The organism is Brucella grignonensis, from assembly GCF_002252505.1.
Lineage (GTDB): Bacteria > Pseudomonadota > Alphaproteobacteria > Rhizobiales > Rhizobiaceae > Brucella > Brucella grignonensis.
Genome location: NZ_NNRL01000165.1, coordinates 17,865 through 37,489, shown reverse-complemented (window position 1 = coordinate 37,489; position 19,625 = coordinate 17,865). Strand labels below are relative to the sequence as shown.

Here is a 19,625-nt window from a genome sequence, read left to right as displayed (position 1 = left end):
TTACTAACTCCTTCAAGTTGATTTCTGATGGTGGTGTCTATTGTATATAGAACCGTACCGGTTATGTCGGGTGTAACTCGCCTGTCGTTAGATCGATGGCAAAATTCCGTGACGGCAAACCGGAAATGAAGCGGTCGAACATCTGAAAAAGCCTGCCGAAGGCTTCTTGTATCGATCCGCTCGCCATCGCATCGATACGGCGGGCATAGATGTCCGATATCCATTTGTAGGCTGCGAGATGTGACTCAGATATGACATCCAGCCCCAGATCGCTGCCCATTCGAACATGATACCAATCGCTCAGAAACGTCATCGCTCCAATCCGCGACAACAAGGCCGGATCAAGTCCGTCTTCCACGGCAGAGATGGTCAGTTGGCGCTGGACGCCAGCGTCGGCAATCGCTACTTTGAGATCGGCAAGCGTAGCGGTCGTGACGGAACATTCGATCAGCGCCAAGGCGGCCAGATCCAAAAGTCCAAGATTTCTCACTGCTTCCGCCAGCTCCTCCGGCCACTCCCGACGCAAAAGCCGCCTCCCGATGAGATGCGTAAGGTGGCTCGACAGGAATTCCCCATAATTGACAGCGTTAAACAGCTCGCCAGGGTTGATATTGTCCCTTTCGGCTTCGGCTGCATATTGAGAGAGGATGTCAGCGTCCAGCGTCATGTCGTCAATGCTGATTGTCTCGATATCCACCCGGTTGGGCGGGACGCGCACGATCTTGTAAGCGCCGGGGAAAGCAACCAGCGAGGGCACGGACACATTGAACAGAAAGCCATTGGTATTACGATAGTGGGCAGTATCGTTGATGTGAAGATGACCGCTGAAATGCATGCGGACACCGGCATCGATCAGAGCATCACCAACATTTAGTTCCGGGATGCGTGCCAAGAGGCTTGTTTGCCCAAGAACTGCCAGTTCGTCAGTACGCGTGCTATCCAGCGGATCAAGTGCCGGATAATGGGAAAATGCGATGACTGTTTTGCCGAGTTTCCGCGCACGATCAGTGACCGACTTTACCCAGTCCAGAATGAAGCGTTTATGGATCAGCATGGCGTTCCAACCGGCATCGGTACTGTCGGTGAAAGCCTCCTCTGCATCGCCTGCTTCTCCCCCTACCGGCACAAACACGTTGGCATCGATCATCAGCATCCATAGGTTTTCGAAAGGTTCGACAAGATAGGAAGCATCCATGAGCTTGCGAACCGTGAGACCGTCAAGTGAGCGAATTTCGAACTCCCTCGCTGACGGATGATCCTCAGTGCCGAAAGGGGTTTCCCAATGTAGATATTGCGGTTTTCCAAAAAAGCCGACATCGCCCAACGATTGGAGGCCGAGCGGATAGCCCGCACAATGCAAGCTCTCATTGATGATCACGGTATCGTCGTCGGGAACGGACCTGTAGGCCGGATTGCTGGTCACCAGATCATGACCGCCGCGAGCATTCAGAAAACGTTTCGACCGATGTCTCCCACCAGGGCCGAAAATATCGTGATTACCCGGCACCGCGTAGAACTGCATTCCGAAACGGCTCGTGCAATCGTCAAGAAGATTTCGCAAGCCTGTCATCGTCGCCGTCTGTCCGTCATCGGAATAGTCACCCAGAAGGACAACATGGCGGATACCGCGTGCAGCTATATCATCCAGCGTGTACCGCAATGCCGCAGAACTCTCGTTGAACACACGCGTCGAGCGCACCGTGTTGGCAAAGGGACGCAATGCCGCGGCCCGGTTGTTCACGGTAACGCCAGCAATGCCGTAGTCGGCGAAAATGTCGTGGAAGTGCGCGTCGGCAATCACGGCAATGGAAGGAGGCTCAGATGTCATCCTTTAGAGATTTCCTTCTCAACTTCTTACATTCCGTGCCACCGACGAGAGTGCTACATATTTGGTAGCAACCTAGATTCGGTACTCGCATATGCTTCGCCGCCTGGCTAACATGCCATGATTGCGGCAAAACCGGAAACGGTCGGACAAACGTTGATTTTCTTACCGAAGGTCCAGTGCACCAACGGAGCGGCGGCCTTCGGAATCGCGCGACGGCAGAAAGAGAGAGCGACACAGTGTTTCGGGTGCGTTTTTGGGGAGTACGAGGCAGCCTGCCGGTTTCAGGACCGGATTTTCGGCAATATGGCGGCAATACTGTTTGTATCGAGATGCAATGCGGTGAACACAGATTGTTGTTCGATGCCGGGTCAGGTCTGCTGCCCGCCGGAAGATCGTTGCTCGCCGAAGGTATCACCAACTTCAACCTGTTCTTTTCCCACTGTCATTATGACCATATTATAGGCCTGCCCTATTTCGCACCACTCTTTGATGCCCGCTCGACGGTAGAACTTTGGTCGGGGCATATGTATGGAAAGATGAACACGCGCGAAATTGTCGCGGATTTTATCCGCCCCCCCTGGTTTCCCATTGAAATAGACCTCTGTCCCGCAAAAATGGTTTGTAAGGATTTTAAATCCGGCGACATTCTGAGACCATACTCGGGCATTGAGATTATGACCGGAAGTCTCAATCATCCCGGCGGCGCAATCGGATATAGGGTGCAATGGAGTGGACGTTCCGTAGCGCTGATCACCGATACCGAGCATGAACCTGACATCCTCGATCCCGCCGTGCTGAACCTGATCGAAGGTGTGGACCTTTTTCTCTACGACACCACCTATACTGACCAGGAAATGCCCCTGCATATCGGCTACGGTCACTCTTCATGGCAGCATGCTATCCGGCTCGCCAAGGCAGCCGGCGCAAAGAACGTTGCTTTCATTCACCATTCACCGCTGCGCACAGACGCAGAGATCGAAGCTATAGATCGACTAGCCGCCAGCGAGTTTGCTGGCGCCTTCTCTGCCAGAGAAGGGCAAATATTCGACGTCTAAACCTAGACACTTCCGGATTAAGTTGGATCACCAGAAATACTCTATCTTTTTGTTTTAACGCACATCTTGTTCCGAAAACCGGTTCCCACTTTTCGAGATGTGCTCCTAAGTCTGACTGAGCAGATCCGGTAGCGCTATCCAGCGGCTGGCGGGATGAGAGGCTGTCTGTTCAAAGAACGCGTCGAGAAATTGCCAGGCGGCCTCGTCGTGAACCAGATGATGGGTCAGGAACCCCATGCTGCCGCCGCCATCGAACATAACTTGCAATCGATGGACGATATCATCAATTAGCGCTCCGTAATCACGGGCACCCCTCGTTCCATGCCAGTCCATCAGATCAACATGGGTGTTGATCATCGGCAACGGGCCAAGCTGCTCTAGTCCGAAAACCGAAAGGGAGCGGAACCCAAGTCCAGCAAGCGCCCTCACCACCGACGGCGCAATACGGTTCCATGGCGGCACCAAAACCGGAGCGAAACGGCCAGTATGAAGTGCCTCAAGACGGTTTAACCCGGCTTTCAGTTCAGCTGCGATCACTTCAATTGGCCTGTGCTCACCCAACTCCTGTTTTTTCTCATACTCGGCGGCAAAATTGGTGTGTGACCAGCCGTGGACTGTCACCGTCGCTAGCCGCCAGTCGTCAAGGTACTCCGCGAGCGATTGTCCCGTATGTTCAGGAATCACGGCCAGCGCCACAGGAACAGAATGACGTGCGCTCAGAGCAAGCAGCTGTGTCAACGCCGGTGTTGGCGAAACGGCATCGTCATCACGCAACCAAAAATCTGCGACCTTGCCAGCCTTCTGCCATCGATCCAGTTCGCGGTTCAACGGTTCCCAGATGTCAGTCACCATTACACTATGCCCACATGATATTTGAGAATTTCATCAAGATGTCGGGACGCCACTTCCAACGACCGCTCGTCCTGCACGAACTGTCGAGCTGCAAAGGCCATGTCGTTGCGGGTCTGGACGTTCCCCAACGTTGAGCGTATCGCTTGAGCATATGCGACCATGTCACCTGGTGGCGTGAGAATGCCGGTACGCCCGTCGACCACGACTTCCGGTACGCCAGCGATAGCCTGGGCGACGACTGGCAGGCCCGCTGCCTGTGCTTCCAGATAGGCCAGCCCGTAAGCCTCGCCGCATCCAGGCCACACGTAAAGAGCACTTTGCGCAAACAACGAAGCGATTTCCGAGGGTCCCATCTCCCCGTGCCACTGGATTTGTTTCGGCGAAAAGCCGGTAAACAACGTCTCGACTTCTGCGCGACAGGCACCATCTCCAACAATGGAGAGTGACCACGGAACATCATTGAGCAATGCCAGCGACCCCGCCAGCATCCGATAGCTGTCCATTTTGTCGCCGCTGCGCATCATCGCCACCGTTATCAACCGATCACGCTTTGGATAGGGCACAACCTCCGCAAACCCGGCGCAATCGATGAATGGCGCGAGCATCGCGACGCGGGCTCCGGGCACCGCCTCCCGCAATCCTCTGCGATCGCGCTCGGTCAGGCAGATGTTGACGACGGCATGTTCGACAGTTTTCAGCAGGCTTTGCTGTATCTCCGTCCATACCCCCGTATTGCGCCGCGCGGAATACGATGCTTCTGCTGTCACGTAAGGTATGCCAAACGAGAATGAAAGCTTCGGCCCGAGCAGATCGGGTGCCTTATAGTAAGGATGATATGTCAGCCACATATCAGGTACGGCGTTGCCCTGCCAAATCGCCGAAATCCGTTCAATCTCTCGTTCGGCCTGCATCTCTAATGCGGCGAATAGTTCGGTTGATGGCGCTTTCAGAAAGCTGCGGAATTCCGATATGACTTCTACCTCATGGCCGGCACGTCCCAATGCAGCAATCAACAATCGAGCCATCAGCCGGTCTCCAGAAGGAACCGGATGGTACGGCGATTTCAACGGGGAAAAGAAAGCAATCTTCATGGCTTGGTTGATCTGTGCCTTATATGCTGAAATCTAATTGAAATTGAAACATCTTTTCTTTTTTCTCTGAACAAACTGCAAAACAATGACAACTGTGCTTGCCGATCAAACACGCACGGCAGTTATGATTATTGTCCTCCTTCGTTCGATTTGATTGATAACGAACCATTGCGGTTCGTCAAGGACAGGACAATCTGCTTGCTCGTCATGGCACTCATTCACGTTTGAGATTTGAACACCAGTCAGACTTCTGCGGGCAACTTATTGTGTTCAACCGGTTTGTTGCAGGCATATCACCCGTAATAAGAGAAATGGCCGGGGTAAGCGTCGTCTAAAAGTATTCCAGATAGCCTAAAATACACCCAAACAGATGTAGACAAATTACCGGCTCTTCTTTTGCATCATTTAACGGCACAATAAGCCACGGAGCCGAATATTTCTCAACACCATTGAGAATTAGGTGCCTGCGAGGAGAAATGGTGATGAATGAACTACGTCCCATATTCAATGAGACCCTCAATGTAGGCGGCGTCCAAGGGACGTCTTTAACTACTGCGGCCGGACATTTGGCGCTCGTGCCGACATGGCTCCCTTTTGGTGTCGCATCAGGCACAACCGGTAATTCTGCCGGAAGCGGCGGAATGGGACTGAGCTTCGGTGTGATCAGCAGCGATGCTTCCGCCGTATTCGTTCCGTCCAATACTGCAATTGCCGGTCCAGGAGCCGCGTCGAGCGCGGACCAGTTCAACAATGCGCTGATTAATCAGCATGTCGTTGAAATGGCTGGAATGGGGGGAGACGGCGGAAACGGCAACGCCGTGATCGGAGGTACAGAAGGCGCGACCTCCAATCATGCAGGAAGCGGTGGCAACGGGGTTTTCTTTGGCGGGCTTGTCAGCTCCGACGTCGCGGTTTTTGCTCCCGTCAATGCTGCGGTTGCAGGCGGATCCAATTCCGTAGCGTCTGCCAACCAGACCAACAACGCTGCATTCCTGCAAGGCGCGGACCAGATGGCGGGTATTGGAGGCTCGGGTGGAGACCACAACGCCGCCGGGTCCGTTTCAGTCTCTCCGATACATACAGACGCTGGAAATTCCTATTATTTCACCGGTGATAATTATGCAGGTCATGGTGGCGCGGGTATTTTTGCCGGCACCATGATCGATGTGAACGTGGCGATTTTCTCCCCCATCAATATCGCTGTCGCTGCCGCTGGCGGCAATGCAGAAGCGCACCAGACAAACAACGTGATTTTCGATCAGGGCGGCACGCAGATTGCCGGGATCGGCGGTAATGGCGGCGGCTTCAACATGGCCTCGGACACAATTTTCACCGGCAATACAGCTGCAGGAAGCGGTGGTGACGGTATTTCTCTGGGCAGTATGGTGGACGTGAATATCGGATATTTCCACCCGATCAATATTGCGGTTCCGGCTGGTGGAGTGGCCGATGCCCAGCAGATAGACCATCTGCTTGTCGATCAGCATGCTTTGCAGATTGCCGGTATCGGGGGCTCTGGCGGGCACGACAATCTGACCGACACAGGCCATGATGCACTTCTTGCAAGTGATATTCTTGGCCTTCTTCATGTTTGATATGTCCCGGTCCGTTCCCACCCTAAAGTAGGTACCCGAATTTCTAGCTAGTCCCGTAACATCAACACGCGCACTCTTTAGAACACGGTCGGTAACGCGATTTTACCAATCTCTTATCTGGGAATGCCGACCATCAAGACTGATGTTCAATCCGAAACAGGGCTGGGGCTCAACAGGGAGGAATTTAAAAATGCCTATTCCGAGAGTTTCCGACACAATCCATCTCAGTGACGTTTATGCAGGCGACGCTCATGCCGGTAACGGGGCTGACGGCTATAATTTTGGGAATATCAACTACAATCCAAGCGCGGTCGTGGCCAATACGCAAAACGTAACTGGTGCAGCCGTTGATGTGCATAGTGGCGATTCCCCATGGTTAAACGCCAGCTGGGACGCAGGCCATGCCGGAGATGGCGGCGGAGCCGATGCCGCGAATGGCTTTCTCGCCAACATCACCAACAATGGTCATGGCGGCGCTGGCGGCGACGCGAATTCCAGCGGCAGTATGGGTTCTTCGAGCGGCGGCAATGTAGCAGCCGGTCAGGCGGACACCAGTGCCGTTCAATATACCGAACTTCTGGCCGATCAACACGCAACGATCCTTGCAGGGGTCGGCGGCAACGGCGGCGATGGGAACATGGCTCGTGGCGGTGATATTTCATCTGCGCTCGTGCATTCCAATCCGGAAACGACGACCACGACAACCACTACGACGACCAACGATATAGCGAATTTTATCGACAGCTTTAACGACAATTTTCACGATATCGATCTGAGCCATCTGCCATTCTGATCGGTAGTTGGCTTTTCCTGGGTAGTCGAGAAGTCCGATTTGGGAGCGACGGTTGAGATCGTTGCTCCCCCTTTTACCCATGCATTGCCAGTACGCTGACCCAGTACGCTGACATTGTCCAACAAACCAATGGGTATTGCGAACCTACGATAACATTGGAGATATCGACGGAGACGAGGTATGACAGTGGCATTTACGCAAGCGCGCTATACGGTGACCCCATTGGTCGCTGCCTTGCGTCGGTGTGCCGGTGCCTTTGGTTTGGTCTTCGCCTATAGCTGCGGCTACAATATTTTTCTGCTTGCTCCCTCCCTCTATCTTCTTCAGATCTATGATCGTGTTCTGTCGAGCCGCAGCGTCGATACTTTGCTGATGCTGACGATCATCATCGCGGTAGCTGTTGTTGTCGGGTCTTTGCTCGATATCGTACGCCGCGCTGCACTTTCGCGGATCGGCAGCTGGCTCGACCGTCAGCTACGTCCTGTCGTCATGAATGCATCATTCGAATATGCGGCGCGCACCGATGCCGGAATAGCAGCTGAGAATTATCGTGACCTTTCCGTTTTGCGCCAGTTTCTGGATTCCCCATCATGTGCGCTGTTGTTCGATATTCCTTGGGCTCCAGTTTTTCTTTTGTTGCTTTTTCTGGTTCACCCGCTCCTTGGATTTATCGGTTTGAGCAGTGCATTGTGCTTGCTGCTTTTGGCTTTGTTGAATGAATTCACAACGCGCGAATTGAATGAACAGGCAAATATTGCGCAGGCACGAAGCTATTCCCGCTTCACAACGGCTCTCAAATATATCGGCGTAATCCGCGCTATGGGTATGCAACACGGCGCAGCTCACCTCATTTATCGGGACGCCGAGGCAGTCAGAGCAGCCCAGGACGGTGTAGCGCGTCGAACAGAGGTGCTTCAGGCATTCTCGAAATCGGTACGGGCATTGACACAAATTTTGATGATGGGAGCCGCGACATGGCTCGTGCTTCAGAACAACAGCAACCCCGGAATTATTTTTGTCGCCAGTCTGTTGCTGGGACGTGGATTGGCACCTGTAGAAGGAGCCATAGGCGCGTGGCGAGCACTGGCTTTCGTACGCGGTGCATTCAATCGTCTGAACAAAATGCTCACTCTGGTTGCTCCCGGAGATAATAAGCGAACCATTCTGATACCGGAGCCCAAAGGCCAGCTCGTTCTCGACAATGTCGGCTATCGGTTCCCCTCATCGGATCGGTTCATTCTGCGAGGCGTGTCGTTTCAGGTCGCTCCTGGCGATTGTGTTGCCTTGATCGGCCCTTCAGGATCGGGAAAATCCACGCTCGGACGAATTCTGGCCGGCGTTTCACGGCCCACGTGTGGGTGTGCTCTTCTGGGTGGCATTGATATTTCACTGCTTCGCCATTGCGACAATGCCCGCCATATCGGCTATCTCCCGCAGGATATTGAACTTTTCGGCGGTGCGATCAAAGACGTCATCGGTCGGCTCGACGGCTCGGATCCGCGTAAGGTTATCGAGGCCGCCAAGCTCGTTGGGTTGCATGAGACGATCATGCGATTGCCGCAGGGATACGAAACCGATATCGGCGAAGGTGGCGCCTTGCTTCTGCGGGCGCAACGCCAGCAATTGGGACTGGCGCGCGCAGCCTATGGCAACCCTCCTCTCGTGGTGCTCGATGATCCGAATTCCAGTCTCGACTATGAGGGAGAGCGGCTGTTGTTCGACGCTATAGAGCGCATGAAGTGCAGGCAAATTACAATTGTGATCATCACGCACCGAATGGGCATTCTGCCTGTGACCGACAAAATTGCCGTGATGCGCGACGGTATGGTGAGCGCTTTTGGAGATAGCGAGAAAATCTTCGATGCTTTCCTTCGCGTCCCCGCGAAAACTGGACCGTAAGGGATGCCTCATCATGACCCTCGTTCCTTTAGAACTCCCGGCGAAGGTGGCAAATGCATTGAAGTATTCGCTGCAGCGGGCTCAGTTGCGAGCAATGCAGCTGAAGCTCCCGTCTTTCCCGCTATTGCCGCTTGGGAAAAACACCTTGCCAACGCCGCTTACATCACGGCCAAGGCTGCGCGGCGTGGCCTGGACAGGAAACCTGCTCGTATTGATATTCGTTGCAGGCTTTGGCATATGGGCAATTTTTGCACCGCTTAAAAGTGCGGCGGTCGCTGTGGGTGTTGTCGAAGCGGAATCCAGCCGCAAGACCATTCAGCATTTGGAAGGTGGTATTGTTCAGCAGATCTATGTCCACAATGGAGATCTGGTTTCCAACGGCCAGACTCTGATCAAGCTGGACGATACCAAGCCCAGGACGGAGCTGGTTGGCATTCAGGGGCAGCTGTGGGACGCGCAGGCGAGCCGGGCTCGGCTGGTCGCTGAACAGGCGAACGAGATGCAACTTTTGTTTCCACCGGAGTTGGAACAACTCGCGCCGCATAACCCGGCCGTCAACGCCATTATCGTCGGACAACGAAGAATATTCGAAGCCCGTCGCGACGTTTATCGATCTGAAATTGCCATAACGCACGAGAAAATGGGGCAAGTGAAAGAAGAGATAACCGGATTGGCGGCGCAAAAAATGGCCTTGTCGTCCCGCATTGAGATCACACGCCAACAACTGGACATGATAAATCCGCTTGTGAAAAAGGGGCTCGAGCGCAAAACGAGCGTATTGAATCTCGCGCGAGAGAAAGCTGATCTTGATGGACAGCTGGGAGAGACCATAGCTCAGATGTCCCGCGCTTATCAGGTGATCAATGAAGCGCAGGCCAATCTCGTGAAGCTGGAGAGTGACCGGCAGAATGAGATTGCGAAAGAACTGCGCGAGACCGAAAACCAGCTTTTTCTGTTAAGCGAGCGGTACCGCGCAATCAATGATCAGCTGATCCGTACGGATATCAAGGCGCCCGAAAATGGCATTGTTATGGATTTGCGCATTCACACGACGGGCGGCGTTATTGGTGCAGGCGAGCCGTTGTTGGATCTGGTGCCGCAGGATGGCAACATGATCGTGTCAGCGCATGTTCGGCCTGAAGATATCAACCTTGTGCGCCCCGGCTTGAACGCTCAGGTGCATCTTTTGCCCTATGATCAGCGGCGCGTGCCTCTTCTGGAAGGACAAGTGACATATGTTTCGGCCGACCGGCTTATCGATAAACAGACCGGGCAGCCCTATTATGCCGCGACGATCCGCGTGACCGACGATGAACTGATGCAGGCCGGAGACGTGGAAATGATCCCCGGAATGCCTGTGCAGGCCCTGATAGAAACCGGGGAAAGCAGTGTCGCACTTTATGCTGTCAGGCCATTGCTGGACAGTTTTCACCGGGCTTTCCGCGAAAACTGAATTATCTGCGCCTATTGAATGGCGCTCCCATTGGCAGTCGCTTTGGCACCAAGCAATAGAACAACTTCAGTTCTGTTCTGAACACGCAGTTTGCGCATAATATGCTGCAAGTGCATCTTCACGGTATTACCGGAAAGATTGAGCTTCTCAGCAATGACCTTGTTTGAATGACCGCGCTGCAACTCAGTCAGAACGTCAACTTCCCGCGGTGTGAAACCGGCAATGGCTGGCTGGCACCAGCTGTAGTTCACATTATCGGTTCCATCGTCGGTGAATTCAGTCGTTGACCTGTCCTTGAGGGAGATCTTTGTTTGGATCGTGCTTTGAGCACCCTGCGGATGCGGGCAGAATACGCCTCCCGCGAGCACCAGCCGAATACCGGCAAGGGCGATTTCCACCGGAAGGGATGACGTAAAGAACCCTCGCACGCCCATTTTGATTGCCTGCGACTCCAGCAGAACATCGTCCTTGTCGGAAAAAAGGGCAATCGACGCTCCTCGAAAGTGTTCTTCAACCGTGAGGAGCTCTTCCCGCAGTGCAGAGCTATCCATCGCCCTGCCTCCCAGATCCAACGCAATGAGAGCCACGTCTCTTCCGCTGGCTTTGGTCAGTTCGGTTGTTGAGCCCAGCCCAAGAAACTCCCAATCCGTAAGTTCATATTCAAGGAATTTTACGATGCTTGTGCGCGCGAGCGTGTGCTTGGCCACGATGATCATCGTCGAACGTTTTCGCACTGCGCGCGGTATTATTTTGTGCTCGCTTGACACTACAGGCCCCGTTTCTCCAATCGCGGAGCTCTTCTCCATAGCTCCAAAATGTTGATAGAGGGTTGGGATAGGTCCAATAAAGATGTGATTTCTTTCCAGTCCTGCGTAATATTTGAACGATATACGTTACCACAAATGACGAGCGAGAATCCATTTGATCTTTGGTTTATATTATGACCATAGACTTCTCGGCCGAGACGATATTTTATTAACATAGATTAATATCAAACAATTCATTGACATGAAGATAAACATCCAGGTTTGACTTTTTTAAGATGGGCAACTTTCACCCACTTGAATAGCGGAGTTCCTTTCCTGAGAACCTGGACTTCGAATGCGCTCCAGACTCAAAGCGGTTCGCGTATGCATTTAGTCTGGACCATTGCAGTTTGAGATTTATCATTAACAATTTTGAGAGGGATAGATGACTGTAAGCAGCCTCGAAAACGGAGTTGATTTCGTTCTGAACAAGATCGGCGATACAGATCTGCGACTCACCACCGCCTAGCTCCTGATCCACTTTGCCGGAGAGTTAAAAAGCCTTCAGATGTCTATCGAATATCTACCGAGCGAACTTCAACAGCTGCAAAATCGGAGATGGACGTTGCGAACAACACAGCGGTTGAAGTCTCATTGGATGAATGGACATCTTTTTTGATAGGATCAAAGATTTCCAGTCGCCTTTCCAATACGCCAATAAATTCCACCACCAGTCATACCCCCGTCCACGGGCAAGTCTGCTCCGGTCACAAAGGACGCATCGGGACCCAGCAGGAACATCACTGCAGCGGCAATTTCATCTGGATGGGCACCACGGGCGAGCAACGTTGCATCGCGGTTTCCTTCGAAGAAGGCTTTGGCCTTTTCCTCGTCATGTTCGGCATTGGGACGTAACGCCATAGGCGTCTCAACCAGTCCTGGGCAAATCGAATTAACGCGAATTCCGTTATCAGCAAGTTCAAGAGCCGCCGCGCGTGTCAGGCCCAAGAGTCCCCATTTACTCGCGCAATAAGCGGCGCTGAAATACCCTGTTAATCCGGCTGTCGACGAAATGTTCACAATTGCTCCACCGTTTTTCATAAGGGGAGCCAAAGCGCGAATTCCCAGAAACGCTCCATTGAGATTGATACTGATCAGCTTTTCCCACTCTTCGGGGCTGGTTTGAGTAACGGTTTTACGCAAGGTTATTCCCGCGTTATTGACGAGGGCATAGAGGCTTACATCGTCATTTTTCAAGCGAGTTGCCAGCTCAGTCCAGGAGAAGACCGATGAAACGTCAATGTGAACGATATGCAAACGGTCTGTCCAGGCATCAGTGGCTAAGCGTAATTCGCCCCAGCTTTCGTCGTTATCGGGCAAAATATCGGCGGCATATACAGTAGCACCAGCATTCAAAAGCCTGATGACCTCAGCAGCTCCCTGCCCACGGGCTCCTCCCGTCACAACGGCAGCTTTGCCAATCCAGTAGTCTTGTACCATCCATACCTCCCTGAGGCGCATATCGATGTCCCTTCCAACTCTCCACATGCGCTCTGATACTTGATTGCAAAAATATGTGTTAAGCCGATCAGGCCTTTGAAGCTCCACCATCAGCTGCCACAACATGCCCGGTTACATAGGATGCAAGGTCTGAAGCCAGATAGACAACGGTCTTGGCAATCTCCTCAGGCTGTCCAAGACGTCCGGCCGGAATTTTTGCGAGATAGGTTTTGTAGTTTTCGGGATCCCCGTGCATCCAGCTGCTCATTGGCGTTTCGATATAACCGGGCGCAATGGCGTTGACCCGAATACCGAGATGCCCCCATTCTAATGCTAAACACTTGGTAAGATGTGCGACACCTGCTTTGGCGGAAGCGTAGTCAGCGCAGTTGGGGCGGGCCTTGACGCCTGCATAGCTGGAAAGGTTGACGATCACGCCGCTACCCTGCTTCGCCATCTGCCTGGCTGCAGCCTGCGCGCCAAAGAAGGTGCCCTGAAGGTTGACGGCTTGCGTCTTGAGCCAACCATCGAGCTCAAGTTCGAGTGAATCTTGCCGATTTAACATTCCAGCATTGTTTACCCAAATGTCCAAGGTGCCGTATTGAGCAGTAACCTTTTCAGCAAGGTCGCGCAGGGCTTCTACATCTGTCACGTCCAGAAACTGAAACTCTGCTCCCGAAGGTAGATTTTCAGGCTCCTTCATATCCGTCATGATGACATGGGCACCCTGAGCACACAAAGCTTCCACTGTTGCACAACCAATGCCACCGTTAGCACCTGTTACGACTGCGATTTTGCCACTGAGATCGATAGAATTCGTATTCTGCATTGGTATTTCCTGTTTAAATAAAGCAAATTGTGTTGAAGTTGCTTTGAATTACTTCGTGTATATCCACTTACCGGATACACTTTCGTTTTTGTGTTGAAAGCATGCATTGTATGCTTGAGACTGGATCAAGCGCTGTCGGGAAGAATTTTATTCCCGGATAAAATTTTGTCCGATGCAGGAACCGTAATGTCGTTGAGATCGACACCTGCTGTTTCCCGGATCATCATCGACGCTATGCAGGCAATCAAGCCGAGTACCATCACGTAACCGAGATAGATATAGCCATATCCCGTTGAATTGAGCCATGTATTGAGATAGGGCGCTGTTCCTCCGAAAATCGCAACTGAAAAGGAGGTTACAAAGCCAATACCTCTAGCTCTCGCCTGTGTGGGAACCTGTTCAGCAACTAGGGCCGGGAAAATAGCTGCGAGGAGCGCCCATGAACCCAGTCCCATCAACTGAGCGACAAACAAGGTCCACGGTTCATCGGTAACAATGCGATCGATCGGAATTGTAAAGATGATAACGGCGAGCCCCCAGGCCATGACCATTGGTTTGCGACCGAAACGGTCGGAAAGCAAGCCACAGATCGGTAGCCAGATGATACAGGCGACCTGCGCAAGCAGGCTGGCAAAATATGCTCCTGAAGGGTTCATACCACGGGTGGCTATCGCCGTTGCAGGCGCGAACGTGACCCAAGTGTAATAAGCTGCATTGGTAGCAGCACCCAGCATGATGATGTTAACAGCAATCCTTGCAGCCTGACGTCCGGTTATCTCCAGTTTGGCACGGCTGGCATCTTCCGAAGCCGCCTCAAAGACTTCGGATTCGGCAGCGCTACGACGCAGGATCAGTGCGTAAAGTCCGAGCAATGCTCCTGTCGCAAAGCCGACGCGCCAGCCCCACGTCTCCATGGCTTCTGGGCTGAGCGAAGAGCTCAAAAGTGCTGCGAGCGCCGTAGCAGCCATCACCCCGAGTGTCACACTGACGAAAACGCTGCTTGACCAGAAACCACGACGTTCCTTTGGTGCGATTTCGGCGACATAGGCGAACGCAACACCGGATTCCCCGCCATGAGCGAGCCCTTGGGTGAGACGGCACAGAAACAAAAGAACGGAAGCGCCAACACCTATCGTTTCATAAGAAGGAATAAGCGCAATTCCAAGGCTGGTAAGCGCCAACAGGCTCATGGTTAACACCAGTGTGAGCTTGCGGCCATAACGGTCGCCGAGCATACCAAACACCCATCCGCCTATCGGACGGGCGATGAATCCGCCTGCAAAAACCCCCAATGTAGCAAGCAAAGCGGATGCCTTGTCTGAATTGTCGAACAGATTGCGCGCGAGATATACAGAGAAAATTCCATAAAGCGTCCAGTCAAACCATTCGAGCGCATTGCCTGCTGAAACAGCACGCAGTGATTTAAGGCGTTGTTGCCTGTCGATCATTGTCGTCATTTATTAATCCTCCCTGAATTCAGTATACGCCGCGTCACAGCAGGTGCTCTGTGAACCAATCGGCAGCAGCGGTGCTTGTCTTGTCGAAATGCTCTCGATAAACGCAGTAGTGCCCGCCCGACAGAAGCATGAGCTTTTTGGGTTCGTAAGCTTCATTGAAAGCTTCTTGCTGCAAGTCACTCGGTGTGAGCGCATCGTCTGTTGCGACAATCATCAACATCGGTGTCGGCGCAATGCGCTTGATATAAGCCCCTGGCTCATAGGTGCGGGCGAGTTCAAGAGACCGGAGGGTGATTTTGTTGACCCAGCTCGGGCAACGTTCCGCTTCACTCATCATGTAATCATGAGATTCAGGCCCCGGATAGGCCACTGATGCGTTCGGGTCTGGATCGACGGTCTGGATCGTAGCAGGAGCCGCACCTGCAAAGCGGGCTTCACGGTCAGCTTCGAATGCAAGGCGCATTGCTGTTGCCTTGTCACCACTTGCACGACGTCTTGCAGCACGAAACCCGCTGATGGTGGGAACCTGCGCAACGACACATTTCACGCGCCTATCGATAGCGGCGACGTAGAGGGCATGGCCGCCGCTATAGCTTGAACCCCATAGGCCGATCTTGTCGTAATCGACGTCCGGTCGGGTCCTTACATAAGAGATTGCCGCGCGGATATCTTCTACCTGGCGATGCGGATCAATCTCCTGACGAGGTATACCCTCACTGAGACCCAAATTGCGGAAATCAAACGTTAGTGCCGCAAGACCTGCATTAACAGCTTTTGCCGCATAGTCCTCAAGATCGCCACCAGCCACCATACCCCAGCCATGAGCAAAAACCACCACAGGCGACTTCTGTGCTGCTTCATGAGGCTTGTAGAATGTGCCTCGTATACGACTTCCTTCCACAACGAATTCAATCGGCTCTGCCGATCTATTGGCAGCAATTTTGGCACCAGATGCGTGAGACATCATAACTCCTCCCTGCAAAATACACTAATACATCAGCGTTTTAATTCAATTTCATGCGAGCTCGGTACGATCAAGGTGAATTTTGAACCACATTGATCGGAATTGCCGATTGATTTTCGTTAAGGGAACGTTATTCTAAAGGTAGATAAAACGAATATCTGACGCTTGTAGAAAAAGTCCGAGGAAAATCATGGAACTGCGCCAACTCGAGTGCTTTTTGGCTGTTGCACAGGAGCTTCATTTCGGAAGAGCTGCCGAAAAAATCGGAATGAGCCAATCTAGTATTTCAGAAACAATTAAAGCACTCGAAAGACTTCTCGGAGGGACACTTTTCGATCGCACCAGCCGTCGAGTTTCATTGACGCGACTTGGTGAAAATCTGAAGAATGGAAGCGAACCCGCTATTATAGCGCTGCGCGCAGTCTACTTGGATTGCAAAAGACAAGCAGCGGGCAAAATGCGGCAATTGCGGATCGGATTTCTTGGCGGCGGTTTCTATGAACTTCATTCACCCCTGGTAATCGAGTTTGAAGAGCGACACCCTGACATAAAGCTTGAATTTGTCGAACTATCATATCTCAATCAGTTTTCAGCCATCGCCGATGGCACTGTGGATATAGGATTTTGCCGCCTTCCGTTGGGGGCGGAAAGCCTGCAACATGGGCCGGTGGTGATGCGTGATCAACGCATGTTGTGCGTTCCGGACGGCCATCCATTTACAAAGTTCTCGCTGCTTAATCCTGAATATCTTTCCGAGGAAATGCTGGTTCGAGTTACACCCGGATCAGTGACGGAGGAGTGGGACAACTTCCACTTTCCCAAACATACGCCTGCTGGCAAGACGATTGCTCAAGGTCCGGTGGTGCGCACCATCCGCGAAGCCATTGCCGCGGTTGCCTCCAGACAGGGGCTGGTAATGCTCACCAAACGCGCAGGAAACTATTATACTACGCCCGGTATCAGCTTTGTCGAAATCGATCTTCCGCCAACCCCCTCCGCGCTCGCGTGGCGAAGGAATGACCTCCGTCCCGTTATCCAGGACCTCAATGCCATACTGGTACGTATAGCGAAACGTTATGGCACGATGCCTTAAAAACGTAAGGCCGAGATTAGCATTTGAACAATCCCGACTTTGTTGCCGTGGCGGGCAATGAATGCAGAAATCTGCGGGCGATCTCCTACAATACACATCTGCTGTTGATTTTCACCCAGAAGTAAGCCGGAGGAGGTGCGTCTCGCTCAGGCAGCCGTTCGCTCACGGATGATGATCTCTTGCACCTCAAGCTTTGGTACAGCGTCAGCTCTATCCTCTCTTCGGAGCTGACCGGACCTATATCAAGGTTAAAGCAATCTTCCATCGATCGTAATGTGTCTGGGGAGATATACCGGCCGACCGACCGCCTCCCCTCCGTATCTCTATATCAGCGCATCGTTGACGTAGATTCGGATTTTGTTCGGCGGCAGAGTGATGTGTATCCTGCCCTCCGGCATGGCAACATCGCTTTTCACCTTGAATTTCAGCCGTTCACTTCCGACTGCCACATCGACGACACTCATGCTGCCTTGATGTTGGACGCCTTGCACCAAGGCAGGAATCCCCTCTTCACCCGCAGCGGCAAGGCTGACATGTTCCGGCCGGATACCGACCAGAACGAATTGTTCCGCTGGCAGGCCAACAAGGCTGCGGTCGATATGGATCGGATGGCCTTGCCACTGAAGCTGGTCATTTTTGCGCCGCATGTTAAGGAAGTTCATGCCGGGGGAGCCGATGAAGTTGCCGACATATCGATTGCAAGGGTTCTCGAACAAATCCTGCGGTGTGCCCTGCTGTAGGATCCGGCCAGCACTCATGACGAGAACCTCGTCCGCAAATGTCATCGCCTCGTTTTGGTCATGCGTCACGTAGACGACAGTGTGCCGGGTCTTGTCATTCGCTTGCTTGATACGGCGGCGCAGGTCGAACTTCATGTGCGGGTCGATAACTGTGAGAGGTTCGTCCATCAGGAGCGCTGAAACGTCGTTTCGCACCAGCCCCCGGCCGAGCGATATGAGCTGCTTCTCATCTGCGGTCAGTCGCCGCGATGACTGGCCGAGCCTAGAAGAAAGCCCGAGGAGCTCGGCGATTTCAGCCACGCGCGGCCCTATACGCGCCTTGTCCCAGCCTCGGCATAGTAGCGGAAAGGCCAGGTTTTCATAGACAGTCTTTGACTGGTAGATGACGGGAAACTGAAAAACCTGCGCAATGTTGCGTTTCGCGGTCGGCGTGCGCGTCATGTCCTTGCCGCCGACAAGAACACGACCGTCCGAGGGATAGAGCAGGCCCGATATGATATTGAGCATCGTCGTCTTGCCGCAGCCGGAGGGGCCAAGCAGCGCGTATGTCTTGCCATCCTCGAAAAATATATCCGTCTTCTCCAGCGCGTATACTGCGGCGCCATAGGAATGACCGATCTGTTCAAGATGTATCGTCGCCATCAACTTTCTCCAATTCCGGGAGCGCGTAACAATGCGCCCTCGCCCTCGGGCGCGAAGATAAAAAGCCGCTCGGGCGCAAGGGACAGACCGAGTGAACTGCCAATTTCAATCCGGTGCACACCCTCAAGTTGAACAACGGATTCCCCCAGCACCGTATCGACATGGAGGAACGTTTCCGATCCGGACACCTCACCGAAAGTTACACGTCCGGCAATACCACCGTTATCCACCGGCTCAATCTCGTTCGCCCGGATGCCGAAGCGATAACACCCCTGTTCCAAAGTGGCCAATCCTGCGGGTGCAGCCAGAACGAGACCACCCTCGAAGAGGATACGACCGTCCAACAGGTCGCCGGTAACGATCGTCATCGGCGGATCAGTGACAATGCGCGCGACCAACGCCGAGGCAGGGCGCTGGAAGACGGCCATCGGTGCCCCGACTTGGAGCACGCGCCCCTCGTGCATCACGACGAGGCGATCGCCCAACATCATCGCCTCCGCCGGCTCCGTGGTGCTGTAGATCACAGTTGCGTCGGCTCGACTCGTCAAAAGCCCACGGAATTCCTCCCGAAGCTGCTCGCGCAATTTGTAGTCCAGGTTAACCAGCGGCTCATCGAGGAGAAGCACATCAGCGTTGCGAACGAGCGCACGGGCCAGTGCGACGCGCTGCTGCTGCCCACCGGAAAGCTGCGATGGTTTGCGCTCCAGAAGTGCGCCCAGCCCGACCGTATCGAGTACTGCGTTCACACGAAGGCGCATCTCTTCCTCCGCCACCTTTCGCTTACGCAAGGGAAAAGCCACGTTCTCGAAGACGTTCAGATGAGGGTAGTTGATGAACTGCTGGTAGACCATTGCAACGTCGCGCTTCCAGGCTGGCAGATCACCAAAGGAGTGGCCATCCCGCATCAGTGTTCCGCTGTCGATCTCCTGAAGGCCTGCTATGGCACGCATCAGCGTCGTCTTGCCTGAAAGCGTTCGGCCAAGCACAGTTGTGAGGCAACCACGGTCGAAATCCAAGGAAACATCGTCGAGATGAATCTCGCCGTTACGGGCGAGCGAAAGGGAGTTAAGCACCAGACTCATTGGATA

At 53.3% G+C, this 19,625-nt stretch carries 16 protein-coding genes; 6 read left to right on the top strand and 10 right to left on the bottom strand.

Annotated features, from left to right (window positions below; genetic code table 11):
• Positions 1-61 precede the first annotated feature (61 nt).
• Entirely contained in the window at positions 62-1,828 is a 1,767-nt protein-coding gene (locus CEV33_RS19800) for a metallophosphoesterase family protein (protein ID WP_094542116.1), read from the bottom strand.
• 245 nt (positions 1,829-2,073) lie between these two features.
• On the opposite strand from CEV33_RS19800, the gene CEV33_RS19795 reads away from it, so the two are divergent.
• Positions 2,074-2,883 carry an MBL fold metallo-hydrolase gene (locus CEV33_RS19795; protein WP_094542115.1) on the top strand — a complete coding sequence of 270 codons (810 nt, stop codon included), beginning with the start codon at positions 2,074-2,076 and terminating at the stop codon, positions 2,881-2,883.
• A gap of 105 nt (positions 2,884-2,988) precedes the next feature.
• On the opposite strand, the gene CEV33_RS19790 is transcribed toward CEV33_RS19795, so the two are convergent.
• A complete protein-coding gene (locus CEV33_RS19790) occupies positions 2,989-3,732 on the bottom strand; it encodes a polysaccharide deacetylase family protein (protein WP_094542230.1) in 744 nt (247 codons plus the stop codon).
• Between the two features lie 2 nt (positions 3,733-3,734).
• Complete coding sequence (locus CEV33_RS19785) at positions 3,735-4,826, bottom strand: glycosyltransferase family 4 protein (protein WP_094542114.1); 1,092 nt, start codon at positions 4,824-4,826, stop codon at positions 3,735-3,737.
• A gap of 482 nt (positions 4,827-5,308) precedes the next feature.
• Between CEV33_RS19785 and CEV33_RS19780 the strand changes: the two genes are divergently transcribed.
• From CEV33_RS19780 to CEV33_RS19765, 4 genes are all read left to right on the top strand, one after another.
• Positions 5,309-6,421 (top strand): hypothetical protein, encoded by a 1,113-nt coding sequence (locus CEV33_RS19780; RefSeq protein WP_094542113.1) that lies wholly within the window; start codon positions 5,309-5,311, stop codon positions 6,419-6,421.
• A gap of 190 nt (positions 6,422-6,611) precedes the next feature.
• Positions 6,612-7,214, top strand: a complete 603-nt coding sequence (locus tag CEV33_RS19775) for a PE-PGRS family protein (protein WP_094542112.1) — start codon at positions 6,612-6,614, stop codon at positions 7,212-7,214.
• A gap of 180 nt (positions 7,215-7,394) precedes the next feature.
• Complete coding sequence (locus tag CEV33_RS19770; protein WP_094542111.1) at positions 7,395-9,113, top strand: type I secretion system permease/ATPase; 1,719 nt, start codon at positions 7,395-7,397, stop codon at positions 9,111-9,113.
• Positions 9,114-9,126: 13 nt separating this feature from the next.
• The gene (locus CEV33_RS19765) at positions 9,127-10,566 is read left to right on the top strand and encodes an HlyD family type I secretion periplasmic adaptor subunit (RefSeq protein WP_094542229.1); all 1,440 of its coding nucleotides are present in this window, start codon (positions 9,127-9,129) and stop codon (positions 10,564-10,566) included.
• A gap of 11 nt (positions 10,567-10,577) precedes the next feature.
• On the opposite strand, the gene CEV33_RS19760 is transcribed toward CEV33_RS19765, so the two are convergent.
• From CEV33_RS19760 to CEV33_RS19740, 5 genes are all read right to left on the bottom strand, one after another.
• On the bottom strand, positions 10,578-11,282 hold the full coding sequence (locus CEV33_RS19760; RefSeq protein ID WP_094542110.1) for a response regulator transcription factor: 705 nt from the start codon (positions 11,280-11,282) through the stop codon (positions 10,578-10,580).
• Positions 11,283-11,996: 714 nt separating this feature from the next.
• Positions 11,997-12,812 (bottom strand): SDR family NAD(P)-dependent oxidoreductase, encoded by an 816-nt coding sequence (locus CEV33_RS19755; protein WP_094542109.1) that lies wholly within the window; start codon positions 12,810-12,812, stop codon positions 11,997-11,999.
• Between the two features lie 88 nt (positions 12,813-12,900).
• Positions 12,901-13,641 carry an SDR family NAD(P)-dependent oxidoreductase gene (locus CEV33_RS19750; RefSeq protein ID WP_094542108.1) on the bottom strand — a complete coding sequence of 247 codons (741 nt, stop codon included), beginning with the start codon at positions 13,639-13,641 and terminating at the stop codon, positions 12,901-12,903.
• A 125-nt stretch (positions 13,642-13,766) separates the two neighbouring features.
• Positions 13,767-15,098, bottom strand: coding sequence for an MFS transporter (locus tag CEV33_RS19745; RefSeq protein WP_094542107.1), 1,332 nt, complete (start codon positions 15,096-15,098; stop codon positions 13,767-13,769).
• 34 nt (positions 15,099-15,132) lie between these two features.
• Positions 15,133-16,065, bottom strand: coding sequence for an alpha/beta hydrolase (locus tag CEV33_RS19740; RefSeq protein WP_235818465.1), 933 nt, complete (start codon positions 16,063-16,065; stop codon positions 15,133-15,135).
• Between the two features lie 187 nt (positions 16,066-16,252).
• On the opposite strand from CEV33_RS19740, the gene CEV33_RS19735 reads away from it, so the two are divergent.
• The gene (locus tag CEV33_RS19735) at positions 16,253-17,155 is read left to right on the top strand and encodes a LysR family transcriptional regulator (protein ID WP_094542106.1); all 903 of its coding nucleotides are present in this window, start codon (positions 16,253-16,255) and stop codon (positions 17,153-17,155) included.
• Between the two features lie 323 nt (positions 17,156-17,478).
• Here the strand turns inward: CEV33_RS19735 and CEV33_RS19730 are convergent, their stop codons facing one another.
• Positions 17,479-18,537: an ABC transporter ATP-binding protein gene (locus tag CEV33_RS19730; RefSeq protein ID WP_094542105.1), complete on the bottom strand. Its 1,059-nt coding sequence runs from the start codon at positions 18,535-18,537 to the stop codon at positions 17,479-17,481.
• A complete protein-coding gene (locus CEV33_RS19725) occupies positions 18,537-19,619 on the bottom strand; it encodes an ABC transporter ATP-binding protein (protein ID WP_094542104.1) in 1,083 nt (360 codons plus the stop codon). The genes CEV33_RS19730 and CEV33_RS19725 overlap by 1 nt, the downstream gene beginning before the upstream one ends.
• Positions 19,620-19,625 lie beyond the last annotated feature (6 nt).